Annotated in this window: 11 protein-coding genes; 8 read left to right on the top strand and 3 right to left on the bottom strand. The window is 61.3% G+C overall.

The window, feature by feature from the left end; genetic code table 11:
* Window positions 1-27: 27 nt before the first annotated feature.
* A complete protein-coding gene (locus LFT43_RS14295) occupies window positions 28-807 on the bottom strand; it encodes an alpha/beta fold hydrolase (RefSeq protein WP_395797813.1) in 780 nt (259 codons plus the stop codon).
* 84 nt (window positions 808-891) lie between these two features.
* On the opposite strand from LFT43_RS14295, the gene LFT43_RS14290 reads away from it, so the two are divergent.
* A complete protein-coding gene (locus tag LFT43_RS14290; RefSeq protein WP_395797811.1) occupies window positions 892-2658 on the top strand; it encodes a GNAT family N-acetyltransferase in 1767 nt (588 codons plus the stop codon).
* An 18-nt stretch (window positions 2659-2676) separates the two neighbouring features.
* Here the strand turns inward: LFT43_RS14290 and LFT43_RS14285 are convergent, their stop codons facing one another.
* Window positions 2677-2880: a hypothetical protein gene (locus LFT43_RS14285; protein WP_395797809.1), complete on the bottom strand. Its 204-nt coding sequence runs from the start codon at window positions 2878-2880 to the stop codon at window positions 2677-2679.
* 386 nt (window positions 2881-3266) lie between these two features.
* Between LFT43_RS14285 and LFT43_RS14280 the strand changes: the two genes are divergently transcribed.
* The 3 genes from LFT43_RS14280 (at window position 3267) to LFT43_RS14270 (ending at window position 7858) form a co-directional block, all read left to right on the top strand.
* Window positions 3267-5042 carry an ABC transporter family substrate-binding protein gene (locus LFT43_RS14280; protein WP_395797807.1) on the top strand — a complete coding sequence of 592 codons (1776 nt, stop codon included), beginning with the start codon at window positions 3267-3269 and terminating at the stop codon, window positions 5040-5042.
* A gap of 180 nt (window positions 5043-5222) precedes the next feature.
* Entirely contained in the window at window positions 5223-6764 is a 1542-nt protein-coding gene (locus LFT43_RS14275) for an ABC transporter permease (protein WP_395797805.1), read from the top strand.
* Window positions 6761-7858, top strand: a complete 1098-nt coding sequence (locus LFT43_RS14270) for an ABC transporter permease (protein WP_395797803.1) — start codon at window positions 6761-6763, stop codon at window positions 7856-7858. Before LFT43_RS14275 ends, LFT43_RS14270 begins: the two co-directional genes overlap by 4 nt.
* Before the next feature lie 21 nt (window positions 7859-7879).
* On the opposite strand, the gene LFT43_RS14265 is transcribed toward LFT43_RS14270, so the two are convergent.
* Window positions 7880-8509, bottom strand: a complete 630-nt coding sequence (locus LFT43_RS14265) for a PH domain-containing protein (protein WP_395797801.1) — start codon at window positions 8507-8509, stop codon at window positions 7880-7882.
* 79 nt (window positions 8510-8588) lie between these two features.
* On the opposite strand from LFT43_RS14265, the gene LFT43_RS14260 reads away from it, so the two are divergent.
* The 4 genes from LFT43_RS14260 (at window position 8589) to LFT43_RS14245 (ending at window position 14550) form a co-directional block, all read left to right on the top strand.
* Window positions 8589-10436, top strand: coding sequence for an ABC transporter ATP-binding protein (locus LFT43_RS14260; RefSeq protein WP_395797799.1), 1848 nt, complete (start codon window positions 8589-8591; stop codon window positions 10434-10436).
* A gap of 427 nt (window positions 10437-10863) precedes the next feature.
* Window positions 10864-12546: an ABC transporter substrate-binding protein gene (locus LFT43_RS14255; RefSeq protein ID WP_395797797.1), complete on the top strand. Its 1683-nt coding sequence runs from the start codon at window positions 10864-10866 to the stop codon at window positions 12544-12546.
* Window positions 12547-12680: 134 nt separating this feature from the next.
* Complete coding sequence (locus LFT43_RS14250; protein ID WP_268021050.1) at window positions 12681-13610, top strand: ABC transporter permease; 930 nt, start codon at window positions 12681-12683, stop codon at window positions 13608-13610.
* A complete protein-coding gene (locus LFT43_RS14245) occupies window positions 13600-14550 on the top strand; it encodes an ABC transporter permease (protein WP_395797795.1) in 951 nt (316 codons plus the stop codon). Before LFT43_RS14250 ends, LFT43_RS14245 begins: the two co-directional genes overlap by 11 nt.
* Window positions 14551-14561 lie beyond the last annotated feature (11 nt).

Below are 14561 nucleotides of genomic sequence, written 5' to 3'. Positions count from 1 at the left end.
TGAGCGAGCAGTCGAGCGAATCGTCGCTTAGCCCCGACGAGCGACATCTTGGCTCAGAATATTAGGCCAGGTTTCGAGATCTCCTGGGGTGCGGGCGACCGTCAGCGTTGCTTGTGGGAGCAGTGCGGCAAGGGATTCGGCGGTTGACAGCGGGTGTCCCGGATCATCGACCCACGCCAAGATTGTCGTCGGTACGTCGATTCGCGCGACGGCCCCATGAGCAGGCAGATCGCTGAGTGCCGCGCCTCGAAGCAACGAAGGCAAGATGGCGTCGGCGACGTCAGGCACCGTCTCCGGCGCACCAATTGTGGCCGGCGGCGGTGTTGTTCCGCGCGTGGTGGCGAGGAATGCCTCGACACCAACAGATTCGATGAGCGCCGCGGCAACTTGGTAGTTTGCAGCCTGTGCGGCCCGGGTTTCCCACGCGGTGGGTGGCACCATAAGCGTGAGCCCGGTAAATCGGTCTGGCTCGCGGGAAGCGGCGTGCAAAAGTGTGCCGGTACCCATGGAGGGGCCAACTCCGTGGACACGTTCGCCTGGGAACCAGTGATCGAGTAGACGCAGGAGGTCGTCGGCCAGGCTTTGCCATCGATAGTCCTCGGGGACTTTCCGCCCCGTCGACCGGCCATGGCCGCGTGCGTCGTACCGCAGCAGTCGAGTTCCACTAAGCCCTCGACCGAGGTCGAGGTTGAGCACTCGATCGCGCGCGCGGCTTGAGGTAAGGCCATGCAGTTGGACAACTGGGTGTCCACCTTCGTCGCTCAAAGCAACCGCAAGCTCGGCTCCGGAAACCTCGAAAGTGAGCATCAGGCTCCTCGTTTCGTGACTGACCGCGTCACCTTGAGCGGCCGCGTTGAGCATTCAGGTTATCTGGGGCGATAGGATACTGCCATGCGGCTGACCAACGTCACGCACCTGCGCCTACCGTTCGGACGACTTTGGGGCTACGACGTCAGTGTCTCGGTGTCCGACCGGCGTCTTCCGGTGTCCTTTGACCAGCGGCTCCATGTGGGGGCAGGCGACCGCCCCGGCTCATGGATGGCATTGTCCTTTCGGCTGCCTGCGCCAACTCGTCGCGAGTCAATTGCCGATGCCTGGCGGGCCGTAGTTGCCCGTCATGGCACACTCCGAACGGCATTCGTGCCCGGTGCGGATGGTGAGCCGGAGCTTCACGAAATTGGCATTGGTCAGGGAACCTGGGTGGAGCATCAGGTATCTCCTGGCCAGGCCGTCAACGACGCAGTGCGGGACATTCTCGATGCCGCATGTTCGCCATACGCACAGCCTTCACACCGGCTGTGCGTATTGGAGACCGCTGCTGGACTCACCGTCGTGATTGCGGCCGACCACGCCCACGTCGATATGTGGTCGATGCTGGTGATCGCGCGCGACCTGCTGTCGGCGCTCGGCGCTGGGAGGGCAGGCCGTAAACCATTTCCCGGGCCAGCGCCGGCATTTGTTGAACACACGCAAGCACTGTTGAATCGGAATGCGGCGCCGGACCACGTGCGTCGCCGATGGGAAGACATCATCGGGGACAGCGGCGGCGTAATGCCGCAATTCCCGCTGCCCCTGGGTGCGCCCGATCCGCAGCGCGAGCGTGTAGAAGTGCGCGATGTGTTCGATCTCGACGACGGTGCCGCATTCGCTGCGCAGGCCCGCAACGACGGTGTCTCGACGCTCGCACTCGCTGTTGTTGCGATGACAGCGGTGACCCGCGAGATGGCGGGAACCCCGCTGCGAGCGGTTTTTCCCGTGCACAGCCGTTTCGACGACAACTGGCATGACTCAGTCGGCTGGTTCATTACTAATTCGGTACTTGAGTCGGCGGTCGCCGAGCCGCGCGCTGCGGCGGCCGCGGTAAAAGAGGCTGTGCAGCTTGGCTCGTGGCCGCTCGCGGACGTGCTGGCTCCATGGGGCGGCATGCCCGTAGCTCCTGGTATGTTCGCGATCTCCTGGCTGGACCTGCGCAGACTGCCGGTGCGAATCGACTCCGTCGGACTCGACGCCCATTATGTGAGCGCGACAATCGACACCGACAGCGTCATGCTTTGGTTCATCCTGGACGAGTCCGGTCTGCACTTGAGATGCCGTTATCCCGACACCGTTGAGGCTCGAGCCAACGTTGGCGGATGGCTTGATCTACTGGTCGCTCGTTTGCAGGCAGATGCGCGATCCTCGGTTCGAGGACTGCTGCGGGTGGCGGGCCGGACCTTCAGGCTGGAACGGGCGAGTCGCGATGATGTTGAGGCCATCGCAGCGCTGCTGTCTGATGATCAGTTCGGTCCCGATCGTGAGTGCGTCGAGCTCGAACGATACGAGGCGGCCTACAATTTGGTTGTTCGCGACAGTTCCAATTACCTGGGGGTTGTCCGCAATGATGCCGATCGCATCGTTGCCACGATGCAATTGACCGTCATTCCAGGTCTTTCCCGGGGCGGTTCTTCCCGACTACAGATCGAGGGACTGCGGGTTGCGGCCGCGGAACGTTCACAAGGCTTGGGCACCGCGATGCTTGAGTGGGCACACAATTTTGGGCGTGCGCGTGGGGCGCAACTGGCACAGGTGACCACCGACGAAGCACGGGAAAGGGCTCGAGCCTTCTACACCCGACTCGGATATCGGACTGCCCACGTCGGGCTGAAACGGCGCCTATAGAAGTCGGCACTGGCCGGGCTAGTCTGATTTCGGATACCAGACCACGGTCACAGGCTCATCGTCGTGATGTGGACTGGCTGATTCGTCCACGTCAGGTTGGCCGTGGGCCAATCCAGACCATTGGTACTCTCCGCCCGGGTGAATCTCCGGGAAGTCCGATACCTCGCCCTCGCTGCTTTCCTTGTCGCGGGGACCGCCCTCGTAAGTGAATTTTTCGCCCATACTCCTCACCGTAAAGCCCGGGACCCTGCCTGCATACCCCGCGAGAATGCCGGCGGCTCCTTAACCCGATCGAGGGCGATCCTGCGATCTCTTCTCCGGGTTTCTGCCTGCCATCTTCAGTGATGGAGAATTAACTGATATAAGCCCCGGTCCGCCTTGAATCAGGGCTTTTGTCATGTCGGCCGGATCACGGAACCACTTGGACGTCCTTCAATGATTGCATCTCGATAACAAACTTTACTGGCGGGAAACTTTAGACCCAAACACCCGTTCCGGGCGCTAGGCTACTGCTCATGTGAGACCAGCCACAAGCCTGCTGAGGGGGTTGTGGCAGTCTGCCGGAGTCAACAGCGCCGGCTTTTTCCACTCAAAAAATAGGAGGCGGAATGCGTTTCGGACGTACTTCCAAAGCAGTGGGCATCGCGGCAATCGCCGTAATCGCACTGAGCGCCTGCGCCGGCAATACCGGCGGCAACACCCCGTCCACCGGAGCGGCCAAGCAAGGTGGCACGGCCACCGTGGTCGAGGTCAACGCTTTCAACACGTTCAATCCCAACACTGCCGATGGCAACACTGACATCAACTCGAAGGTCAGCTACGCCACGCACTCGGGGTTTTACTACATCGACAATAAGCTGAATGTCGTCCACAACGACAAATTCGGCAAGATGGAAAAGGTCTCGGATAGTCCGCTGACTGTGAAGTACACCATCAACGACGGTGTGAAGTGGTCCGACGGCACGCCCGTTTCGGCCGCAGACCTCCTCCTCCAGTGGGCAGCATTCTCCGGCTACTACGACGACGCCGACGCCAAGGCCAAAACAGGCACGTCGTACTTCTCCTACGCTGGTGACAACACGGGCCTCAGCCTGACGGATTTTCCGGAGGTCAGCAACAACAACAAGACCCTGACGCTTAAGTACTCCAAGCCGTTCTCCGACTGGGAGATCGTGCTGGGCGGCCCCGGCATTGACGTTCCTGCCCACGTCCTGGCCCAGAAGGCCGGACTGAAGGACACCCAGGCTCTGATTGACTTCTTCAAGAGCAAGCCGCGCGGAGATGCCAAGGCACCCCAGCCCGCCGACGCGAAGCTGAAGGCAATGTCGGACTTGTGGAACACAGGCTTCGACACGAAGACGCTTCCCGCAGACCCGACTCTGTTCCTCTCGAACGGTCCCTACATCGTCAAGAGCATGAACCAGGACCAGTCCCTCACCATGGTCCGCAACAAGGACTACAACTGGGGACCGACGGCGAGCCTTGACGAAATCACCGTCCGCTACATCGGTTCCGCGCCGGCTCAGGTCCAGGCCCTCAAGAACGGCGAGGCAGACATCATTGCCCCGCAGGCTTCCGCTGACACTCTCGAACAGCTGAAGGCACTTTCCAGCCAGGGCGTAACCGTTGACCAGGGTAACCAGCTGGCCTTCGACCACTTGGACCTGAACTACTCGGGACCGCTGGCCGACCAGAACGTGCGCCAGGCCTTCATGAAGACCGTGCCCCGCAAGGACATCGTCAACAAGATCATCGGCAAGCTTGACCCGAACGCCAAGCCACTCGACTCGCAGATCTTCGTTCCGCAGCAGGCTGCTTACGCGGATTCGGCCAAGAACAACGGTTCCTCGGCCTATCAGGATGTCGACATTGACGGCGCCAAGAAGCTCCTCAACGGTGCCACTCCGGAAATCCGCATCATGTACAACAAGGACAACCCCAACCGCGTTGACGCCTTCTCGCTCATTCGCGAATCGGCCACCAAGGCCGGCTTCAAGATCGTCGACGGCGGCCTTGGCAAGTCGGACTGGGGCAAGGCCCTGGGCAAGGGCGGCTACGATGCCACCATCTTCGGCTGGATCAACCCGGGCGTTGGTGTCTCCGGCGTTCCGCAGATCTTCAAGACCGGCGGCGGCAACAACTTCAACAAGTTCAGCAACGCTGACGCGGACAAGTTGATGGAAGAGCTTGTGGTCACCACTGACCGCAGCAAGCAAGATGACCTCGAGAAGCAGATCGACAAGAAGATCTGGGACTCCGCATACGGTGTTCCGCTCTTCCAGTCCGTGAACGTGGACGCTTACAGCGACCGCATCACCGGTGTGAAGCTCATGCCGAACCAGACTGGTGTTTGGTGGAACTTCTGGGAATGGGCTCAGAAGTAAGACCCAACTCAGCGAGCAATATCGCCAGTCGAGGCGCCGGGACCGACGTATCATGGTCCCGGCGCCTTCGGGTTGGTGAACCGGTATATTGTCTGCTTCCCAACGACCTCATGCAGGGAAGGGGCACGATTCTGCGATAGGCGCCGGCGACCCCGGGCCTGGATTTCGAGGTTCTTCACCATGGTGACCTATATCGTCCGGCGGCTCATCACCGCCGCATTCATTCTTCTTGGAGCATCATTCCTGGTGTATCTCCTGACAGCGTTGTCCGGGGACCCCTTGGAAGAGCTCCGCACCAGCAGTGCACCGAACCGGCAAGCGTTGATGGATGCGCGAATCAATCTGCTTGATCTCGACACCCCAGCGCCGCTTCGCTATTTCAAGTGGCTAGGCGGCGCCGCCCAGTGCCTGGTTCCCCTCGGCAACGCCTGCAATCTCGGCAAGAACATCGCCGGGCAGCCAATCACGGAGGCCCTCGGTTTCGCGCTGATTCAAACCCTGACGCTCGTTACCGGCGCGACCATTCTTGCGATTCTCATCGGCATTTCGCTAGGCATCGTCACCGCACTCCGCCAGTACAGCGCGCTGGACTATGGCGTGACCTTCATGGCATTCCTCTTCTTCTCATTGCCGATCTTCTGGGTAGCCGTCCTTCTCAAGGAGTTCGGAGCCATTGGCTTTAATGACTTCCTGCGAAATCCGGAAATACCGCCGGCTGTGGCCCTTGGGATCGGGGCCGTCTTGGGCCTCATTGGGGCCGTCGTCGTGGGCGGCGAAGTGAAACGCCGACTGATCGTCGGAGGCTCCGTCTTTGCTGCGGTTTCGCTTGTTCTTTTCTACTTCTCGCTGACTCAATGGTTCCGCAATCCGGGCCTGGGGCCGGTCCTCATCGCGATCATGGGGGCGGGAATCGCCTTCGGAATCACCATATTGGTTTCCGGACTCAAGAACCGCAAGGCACTGCAATCGAGCCTGATTGTGGTGGGCATCGGTGTGATCGCCTATTTCGCTGTGCAGCCGCTGCTCAATGACGCGACCGGGCTCATGATCTTCCTCCTTGCAATCGCCACCATCCTGGTTGGCGTCGCGGTGGGGTACTTCATGGGCGGCTACGACCGCGGCCAATCCATGCGCGCCGCCGGACTCACGGCCTTCCTGGTTGGAGCCCTTGTGATCATGGACCGGTTCATGCAGGCTTGGCCCTCTTATTTCAACAACAGCCGGGTTCGCGGACGTCCGATCGCCACCATCGGAGCGGGAACACCGAACATCCAAGGCGATTTCTGGATCATGTCAACAGACACCTTGACCCACCTCGTCCTACCGACCATTGCCCTGATCCTTGTCTCGTTGGCCAGCTACACGCGGTTCACACGTTCGTCGATGCTCGAAATCATGAACATGGACTACATCCGCACAGCGCGAGCCAAGGGCCTGAGCGAACGTTCCGTGGTCATGGGCCACGCCTTCCGGAACGCTCTGATTCCGATTGCAACGATCGTCGCCTTTGACATCGGAGCATTGATCGGTGGTGCCGTCATTACTGAAACGGTCTTTTCCGTTCGGGGCATGGGTTTCTTGTTCATCGACGGACTGCTGCACACGGACCCTAACCCGGTGATGGGCGTGTTCCTTTGTGTGGCTATCACCGCCATGGCCTTCAACCTGATAGCGGACCTCGCGTACTCCGCGCTCGACCCACGCGTAAGGATCAAAGCATGAGCCAGCCAACTCAAGAGGACGAACTCCTCGCGCAACAGGCGCTTGCCGAAGCTGCAGCCACCCACGCAGGCAGCGAAGTTACCAGCGGCCTGAGCCAGGGCCAGATTGTCCGTAAGAGATTTTTCGGCCACACGGGCGCCCTGATAGGACTCGCTGTTTTCGCGGTGATCTTCCTGCTTGCCTTTACCGCGGTGGGCGCGTTCGGGATTCCCGGGTGGTGGAAGTACAACCACCTGGACGTCTCGCCGCTCGTCAACGATGGTGCTCCAACCTCCTCGCTGTGGCCGTTTGCGTGGGGCGAGCATCCGTTTGGCCAAGACCGGATCGGGCGCGATCTGTTTGCCATGACGATGCGCGGCGCAGAGCAGTCGATCACCGTGATGCTCCTGATCGGTGGCATTGCAGGTGCGATCGGCGCCATTGTCGGAGGACTTGCCGGCTATTTCCGAGGCTGGGTCGAAGCGATCCTCATGCGCTTGACGGACGTCATTATCATCATTCCGTTGCTTCTCCTCGCGGCCGTGGTGGGCCAGATAGCCAACCGCAGGGATGAGGGCAGTTGGTTGACCGGCTTTGCCGCCAACAACGGCGTGGTCATTCTCGGCGTCTTCCTCGGATTTGTGAGCTGGGTGGGCCTCGCCCGTCTTGTCCGAGGTGAGTTCCTGACCCTCCGTGAGCGGGAGTTCGTCGATGCTGCCCGGATCTCCGGAGCCTCCAACGCGAGGATCATCTTCAAGCACATCTTGCCGAACGCCGTCGGTGTGCTGATCGTCAACGTAACGCTGACCATGTCCGCCGCCATCCTGCTAGAGACGGCCCTCAGCTACCTCGGCCTTGGAGTGCACCCGCCAGATACCTCACTAGGCCTGTTGATTTCCCAAAACCAGGAAGCCTTTGCTACCCGGCCTTGGCTTTTCTGGTATCCGGGTCTGTTCATCATCCTCATCTGCCTCAGCATCAACTTCATCGGCGATGGCCTGCGGGACGCTTTCGACCCGCGCCAGAAGAAGTTCCGGGCCAAGTCCGCGGTTGAGACCGCAAAGCACTCCAGCACGACGACGGCGCCGGTCGCCGATACTCCGAAGGGCAGCTGAGTGGGACCCGCCCGGGGAATCCTAGTACCGGAAGACCGCCCAGTAACTGGCCGCGGCCAGCGCCAATGTGGCCGCGACGCGGAACCATCCGACCGTAACCGCCACTATGGCGTCCTCCGCCCGGCCGGGCTCTACTTGGCCGGACTCCACGAGGGCTTGCCAGCGGGTGCGGACCAAGACGGCTGCGGCACCCGAATCGGTGTTCTTGAGATCTCCGGGACGAACCGAACTGCCAGGACCGTATGTGGTGCCTGGGAGCCCTCTCAGGTGCTCCGGGCGGGCATTGCGCCCGCCCCAAATCCCGGGCGCCGGCGCGGCCCACGCGGAGTATTTTTTGCGTGGCGTCATGAGCGTGAGGGCGTAGCGGGTATCCACCTGCACCAGGGCATCCCACGGGACCTCAACGGTCCTGTAAGGGTTCTCCAGCCGTACGCCGGAGTCCATGACCACCACCACCGGGCGCCAGAACAGCAACCAGCCGATGAAGGCAACAAGGAGCAGGGGAGCGGTACCCGGAAGGTCTCCCGGACCGGCCGCCACAAGCGTCACGACCACCCCGAAGGCCGCTATTGCCCAGCAAGCCCAGGCGAACAGCCTGCTGGTGCGGGCCTTGAAGATTTCGACGTTTCCAGCATGGGGCTCTCGGCTCATGCCCCTAATAATTCAGGATTCCGGGCTGCTTCACTAATCACCCCTTGGAGGGTGGCCCGGGCGGAAGGGAATACCCAACATGACTGACAATGCCAGCCCCGAACCTGAGGCAACCCCGCTTGAGACTGCCTCGGACAAGACTGCGCTTGGGAGCGTGGTCCTGGAAGTGCGCGATCTCAGCGTCGACTTCGGTGTGGAGAAGAAATGGGTCCCGGCCGCCATCGGACTGAACTATGAGGTCAGGGCGGGTGAGGTCCTCGCGATCGTCGGTGAATCCGGTTCCGGCAAGAGTGCCAGTTCCATGGCTTTGCTGGGATTGCTGCCCAGCAACAGCCGGGTCACGGGGAGTGTGAAGCTCTCCGGCAAGGAGTTGCTTGGTGCCAAGTCCGGCACCATCAGGGAGGTCCGCGGCAAGGATGTTGCCGTGATCTTCCAGGAACCGATGACGGCCCTCAACCCCGTCTACACGGTGGGTGCCCAGATCGTTGAGACGATCCGGCTTCACAACGTGGTCTCGCCGGATGAGGCCAAGGAGCGCGCATTGCGCATGTTGGACCTGGTGGAGCTTCCTGACCCGGAGAAGGCCTTCAAGTCGTATCCGCATCAGCTTTCCGGTGGCCAGCGCCAGCGGGCCATGATCGCCCAGTCGTTGTCTTGCGACCCGAAACTCCTGATCGCGGATGAACCCACCACAGCCCTGGACGTGACGGTCCAAGCTGAAATCCTGGACCTGATGCGCAATCTGCGCAACAAGCTGGATAGCGCCATCGTCCTCATCACGCACGACATGGGTGTGGTGGCCGACCTCGCTGACCGGATAGCAGTGATGCGCAAGGGTGTCATCGTGGAAACGGGTACGGCGCAGCAGATCTTCAGCAACCCGCAGCATGAATACACGCAGGCGCTGCTGGCAGCTGTTCCCCACTTGGGACAGGGCGCGGACAGTCCCGATGTCGATGTCACTGCGGCCCTGGCTGCGGCCACCAACACCGAGCTGGAATCCGTTGAGCATGACGAGCTGCTCCGCCGGGAACGTGAAAACCAGGCGGCTTTGAAGGCGGCGGCGGAAGAAGCCGCCAAGCCCAAGGGCAACCCTGTGCTTGAGCTGATCGACGTCGCCATCGAGTACCCCAAGCAGGGCCGCGTTCCTGCGTTCCGTGCTGTCGAGGGGGCAAACCTGGTCATCTACCCCGGTCAAGTGGTGGGCCTGGTTGGGGAGTCGGGATCCGGCAAGACGACCATTGGACGCGCCGCCGTCGGGCTCTTGCCTGTGGCCGCCGGCAGCATGCGTGTGGTGGGTCAGGACATTTCCGCAGCGAAACGGAATGGAAAACAGCTCCACGAGGTGCGCCGGGATATCGGCATGGTTTTCCAGGATCCGTCGTCGTCGCTGAACCCGCGGCTGCCTATCGGTGAGAGCATCGGTGAACCGATGTTCCTTGCTGGGGTCGCCAAGGGCGTGGAATTGCAGAAGCGGATCGAGAACCTTCTGGACCAGGTGGAACTGCCCCGCGGTTACCGCAACCGTTACCCGCATGAGTTGTCGGGCGGGCAGAAGCAGCGTGTCGGTATTGCGCGTGCGCTGTCCTTGCAGCCAAAGCTTATGGTGGCGGATGAGCCGACGTCGGCGCTGGACGTTTCGGTGCAGGCGAAGGTCTTGGAACTCTTCCAAAACCTGCAGAAGGAGCTGGGATTCGCGTGCCTGTTCGTGACCCACGACCTCGCCGTGGTTGATGTGCTGGCCGACCGGATTTGTGTGATGCAGCGCGGCCGGATCGTGGAGCAGGGCACCCGGGAACAGATTCTCCGTAATCCGCAGGAACCTTACACGCAAAGGCTGCTTGCCGCGGTACCGCTTCCGGACCCGGAGAAGCAGCGGGAGCGCCGGGAACTGCGGGCCCAACTCATGGCCGCCGGCATCGAGTAGCAACTGCGCGCGAAGCAGCTCGCGGCACAAACGGACTGCAGCCCATTGCGAAAGAGTCCCCGTGGACAACGGTCCGCGGGGACTCTTTTTTGAGCCCCGGGTGTTCGTTCGCACTTCCACGAAAGACGTTTGGCGTGCCCGAAAACCCCTAGTTTCCGGCGAAAAGTAAGGGTCAAGCGTGTCGAGTGTACCAAGGAGTAACCCATTACGTGAAGTGACTGCTTCATTTACTTGAAATGACTGCTTCATTACTAAAACTGTCAAGAGCATACTTGGGTCCTATGTGCCAATGGGATTCCATATTTCGGACAAGGTGTGGTTAGGATTACACATCCATGTAGGCCGCGTCACAGGATAATTCTGTGCCTGGCCCCCGGGGCAGCCATGAGTTGCTCCGACCCATCCCCCTGAATCCATAGGAGGCGGAATGCGTTTTTCGCGCACTTCCAAAGCTCTTGGCTTGCTGGCAGTCGCCGCACTTGCCCTTACCGGATGCGGCAGCGCCGGCTCCGGAAGCAGCGGCCAGGCTGCTGCCGGCGATCCGAACAAAATCATCACCGCATACAGCAATGAACCTCAGCACCCCCTGCTGCCGTCCAACACCAACGAGGTGTATGGCGGCCGCGTCGTTGAACTCCTGTTCGAAGGCCTGCGCAGCTACGACGCCAGCGGAAAGTCCGTGAATGCCCTCGCGGAATCCATTGACACGACCGACGGCCAGAATTACACCATCAAGGTGAAGAAGGGCACCAAGTTCACCAACGGCGAGGAAGTCACCGCCAAGAGCTTCGTTGACGCCTGGAACTTCGCCGCACTGAGCACCAACGCACAGACCAGCAGCAGCTTCTTCGAGTCGATTGATGGCTACGACGCCGTCAGTGCTACCAAGAAGGAAACTGGCGCGGACGGCAAGTCCAAAGACGTTCCTGCCCCGACCGCGCAGACCATGTCCGGCTTGGTTCTGAAGGACGCCTCGACCTTCACCGTGAAGCTGGCCCAGCCGGAAGCCGACTGGCCTTTGCGCCTCGGCTACTCCGCCTTCATGCCGCTTCCCGCCGATGCCCTCAAGGACCCGAAGGCCTTCGGCGAAAACCCCATCGGCAACGGCCCGTACAAGATGGCTGCCAAGGGTGCTTGGCAGCACGACAGCCAGATCGCCCTCGTCAAGAACGCCGACTACCAGGGTCCCCGCACGGCCAAGAACGGTGGCGTGACCTTCAAGTTCTACACCGATCCGGCACCGGCATACACCGACATCCAGGCCAACAACCTTGACGTCACGGACGTCCTGCCGACGAACGCCCTGAAGACCTACACCACGGACTTCCCAGACCACAACCTCAACAAGGCTTACGCAGGCAACGCGACGCTCAACATCCCGAACTACCTGCCTGAGTTCCAGGGAGACGCCGGCAAGCTCCGCCGCCAGGCCATCTCCATGGCCATCAACCGCGACGAAATCACCAAGGTTGTCTTCAACGGCACCCGTATTCCGGCCAAGGACTTCACGTCTCCCTCCGTTGACGGATACAACGCCAACGTGGCCGGCTCCGACGTTCTGAAGTTCGACGCCGCGAAGGCTAAGGACCTGTGGGCCAAGGCAGAGGCCATGAGCCCGTGGCCGGCCAGCAAGGTTCTTCAGCTCGCGTACAACACCGATGGTGGCAACAAGGAATGGATCGACGCCGTTGCCAACAACCTGAAGAACAACCTCGGCATCAAGGCCGAAGGCCAGCCGTTCGCCAAGTTTGCTGAGATCCTGAACCTCCGCAAGGCCAAGACCCTTCCGGGCTTTACCCGCGCAGGCTGGCAGGCAGACTACCCGTCGCTGTTCAACTTCCTCGGCCCGCTGCTGAAGACCGGCGCTAGCGCCAACTATGAGGGCTACAGCAACCCGGAATTCGACAAGCTGCTGACCGAAGGCCTTGCCTCCAAGACCACGGACGACGCCAACAAGAAGTTCACCCAGGCACAGGAAATCCTATTCAAGGACCTTCCCAACCTGCCCCTGTGGTACCAGGCACGCCAGGCGGTATGGAGCCAGAACGTTACCAACGTTGACTCCGGCTGGAACGGCGTCCTGCTCTACTACAACATCACCGCAAAGTAGTCCTCTGGACTTGTTCCAAGCTCGCTAGTGCATGGGGGTCCGGTCACAAAACCGGGCCCCTGTGCGCTTGATCCGGCACGAAAGCTGTCCCATATGAATCCCCTTAGTTTCAAGAGCGCCCAGGAAACCTTGCTGTGATCCAGTACATCCTCCGGCGTTTGCTGCAGGTCATCCCGGTCTTCCTGGGAACCACCCTGCTTGTGTACTTCATGGTCTTTGCCCTCCCGGGCGACCCCATCCGCGCCTTGTTCGGCGACCGGCCGCCCAGCGAGTCCGTCATTGCCGCACTGCGCCAGCAATACAACCTCGACCAGCCGTTCTGGGTCCAATACGGACTGTTCCTCAAGAACCTGTTCACCTTCAACCTCGGCGTTGACTTCACCGGTCAACCCATTGCCGCCACCCTTGGCCGCATCTTTCCCGTGACCGCCATGCTCGCCGTTGAGGCCTTGGCAATCCAGGCCGTCTTCGGTGTGGCCTTCGGCCTGATCGCCGGCCTGCGCAAGGGAAAACTCTTTGACTCCACCGTGCTGGTTGCCTCGCTCGTCGTCATCGCCGTGCCCACCTTCGTGCTGGGCTTCGTGCTTCAGCTCGTCGTCGGCGTGCAGCTCGGCTGGGCCAAGCCCACCGTGGGATCCAACGCGGACTGGGGCACGCTGATCCTCCCGGCCACGGTTCTTGGCCTCGTGTCCTTTGCCTACGTGCTGCGCCTGACCCGCGCCTCGGTCATCGAAAACATGAACGCCGACTACGTCCGTACGGCAACCGCGAAGGGCCTCTCCCGCCCCCGCGTGGTCCTGGCCCACATCCTGCGAAACTCCATGATCCCCGTGGTCACCTACCTAGGTGCGAACCTGGGTGGATTGATGGGCGGCGCGATCGTCACCGAAGGCATCTTCAACGTGCCCGGCGTCGGACAGAAGCTCTACCAAGCAGTGATCCGCAGCGAGGGCCCCACCGTCGTTGCCATCGTGAGCGTGCTGGTGCTGGTGTTCGTTGCCGCCAACCTGTTGGTCGACCTCCTGTACGCCTGGCTTGACCCGAGGATCCGCTATGAAAAGTAACCGTCAGATCGAGCACTACGTTGCCCCCATCGACGAGACACCGCTGCTGGCTACCGATACCCTCAAGGTCGACGCAGCACCCCTGAGCCTCTGGGCAGACGCCTGGCGGAAGCTCCGCCGTCGTCCGCTCTTCATCATCTCCGCGCTCATGATCTTCCTGCTCCTCATCGTCTCGTTCTTCCCTGGCCTGTTCACTCAGACAGCCCCGAACGACAACTGCCAACTGGGCGACTCCCTGGCGGGCCCCTCGGCCGGCCACCCCTTGGGTTTCACCTTCCAGGGCTGCGACATCTATTCCCGCGTCATCCACGGCACGCAGGCATCCTTGACCGTCGGCGTCGTCTCGGTCATCTTCGTCCTGATCATCGGCGTCACGCTCGGCGCGCTGGCTGGGTTCTTCGGCGGCTGGGTTGACACCGTCATTGCCCGCATTGGCGACATCTTCTTCGCATTGCCTTTGGTTCTGGGCGCACTGGTAGTTACCCAGCTCCCGTTCTTCCGCGAGAACAAGAGCGTCTTCACGGTGGTCATGGTCATCGTGATGCTCGGTTGGCCCCAAATGGCCCGTATCACCCGTGGTGCCGTGATCGAGGTCCGCAACGCCGATTTCGTCACTGCCGCACGCTCGCTAGGTGTCTCCAAGATCGGAACCCTGGTCCGGCACGTGGTTCCGAACGCGCTCGCGCCGATCATCGTCCTGGCCACCATGGAACTGGGTGTCTTCATCGTCACGGAAGCAACGCTCTCCTTCCTTGGCATTGGCCTGCCCGGCAGCATCATGTCCTGGGGTAACGACATTTCCGCGGCGAAGGACACCCTGCGCACCAACCCCGAAGTGCTGATGTTCCCCGCAACCGCACTGTCCATCACGGTCCTGAGCTTCATCATGCTTGGCGACGCGCTGCGTGACGCCCTTGACCCCAAGAGCCGCAAGCGATGAAGGAGGCAATC

Origin of the sequence: Arthrobacter sp. FW306-04-A, from assembly GCF_044358315.1 — a bacterium.
In the GTDB taxonomy this organism is placed as follows: domain Bacteria; phylum Actinomycetota; class Actinomycetes; order Actinomycetales; family Micrococcaceae; genus Arthrobacter.
The sequence above is the reverse complement of the archived record's forward strand: the minus strand, read 5'-3'. Positions and strand labels throughout refer to the sequence as shown.

Excerpts from the sequence above, each read along its gene's own strand:
- LFT43_RS14295 (WP_395797813.1), bottom strand. The coding sequence starts at position 807 with ATGCTCACTTTCGAGGTTTCCGGAGCCGAGCTTGCGGTTGCTTTGAGC.
- LFT43_RS14290 (WP_395797811.1), top strand. The coding sequence starts at position 892 with ATGCGGCTGACCAACGTCACGCACCTGCGCCTACCGTTCGGACGACTT.
- LFT43_RS14285 (WP_395797809.1), bottom strand. The coding sequence starts at position 2,880 with ATGGGCGAAAAATTCACTTACGAGGGCGGTCCCCGCGACAAGGAAAGC.
- LFT43_RS14280 (WP_395797807.1), top strand. The coding sequence starts at position 3,267 with ATGCGTTTCGGACGTACTTCCAAAGCAGTGGGCATCGCGGCAATCGCC.
- LFT43_RS14275 (WP_395797805.1), top strand. The coding sequence starts at position 5,223 with ATGGTGACCTATATCGTCCGGCGGCTCATCACCGCCGCATTCATTCTT.
- LFT43_RS14270 (WP_395797803.1), top strand. The coding sequence starts at position 6,761 with ATGAGCCAGCCAACTCAAGAGGACGAACTCCTCGCGCAACAGGCGCTT.
- LFT43_RS14265 (WP_395797801.1), bottom strand. The coding sequence starts at position 8,509 with ATGAGCCGAGAGCCCCATGCTGGAAACGTCGAAATCTTCAAGGCCCGC.
- LFT43_RS14260 (WP_395797799.1), top strand. The coding sequence starts at position 8,589 with ATGACTGACAATGCCAGCCCCGAACCTGAGGCAACCCCGCTTGAGACT.
- LFT43_RS14255 (WP_395797797.1), top strand. The coding sequence starts at position 10,864 with ATGCGTTTTTCGCGCACTTCCAAAGCTCTTGGCTTGCTGGCAGTCGCC.
- LFT43_RS14245 (WP_395797795.1), top strand. The coding sequence starts at position 13,600 with ATGAAAAGTAACCGTCAGATCGAGCACTACGTTGCCCCCATCGACGAG.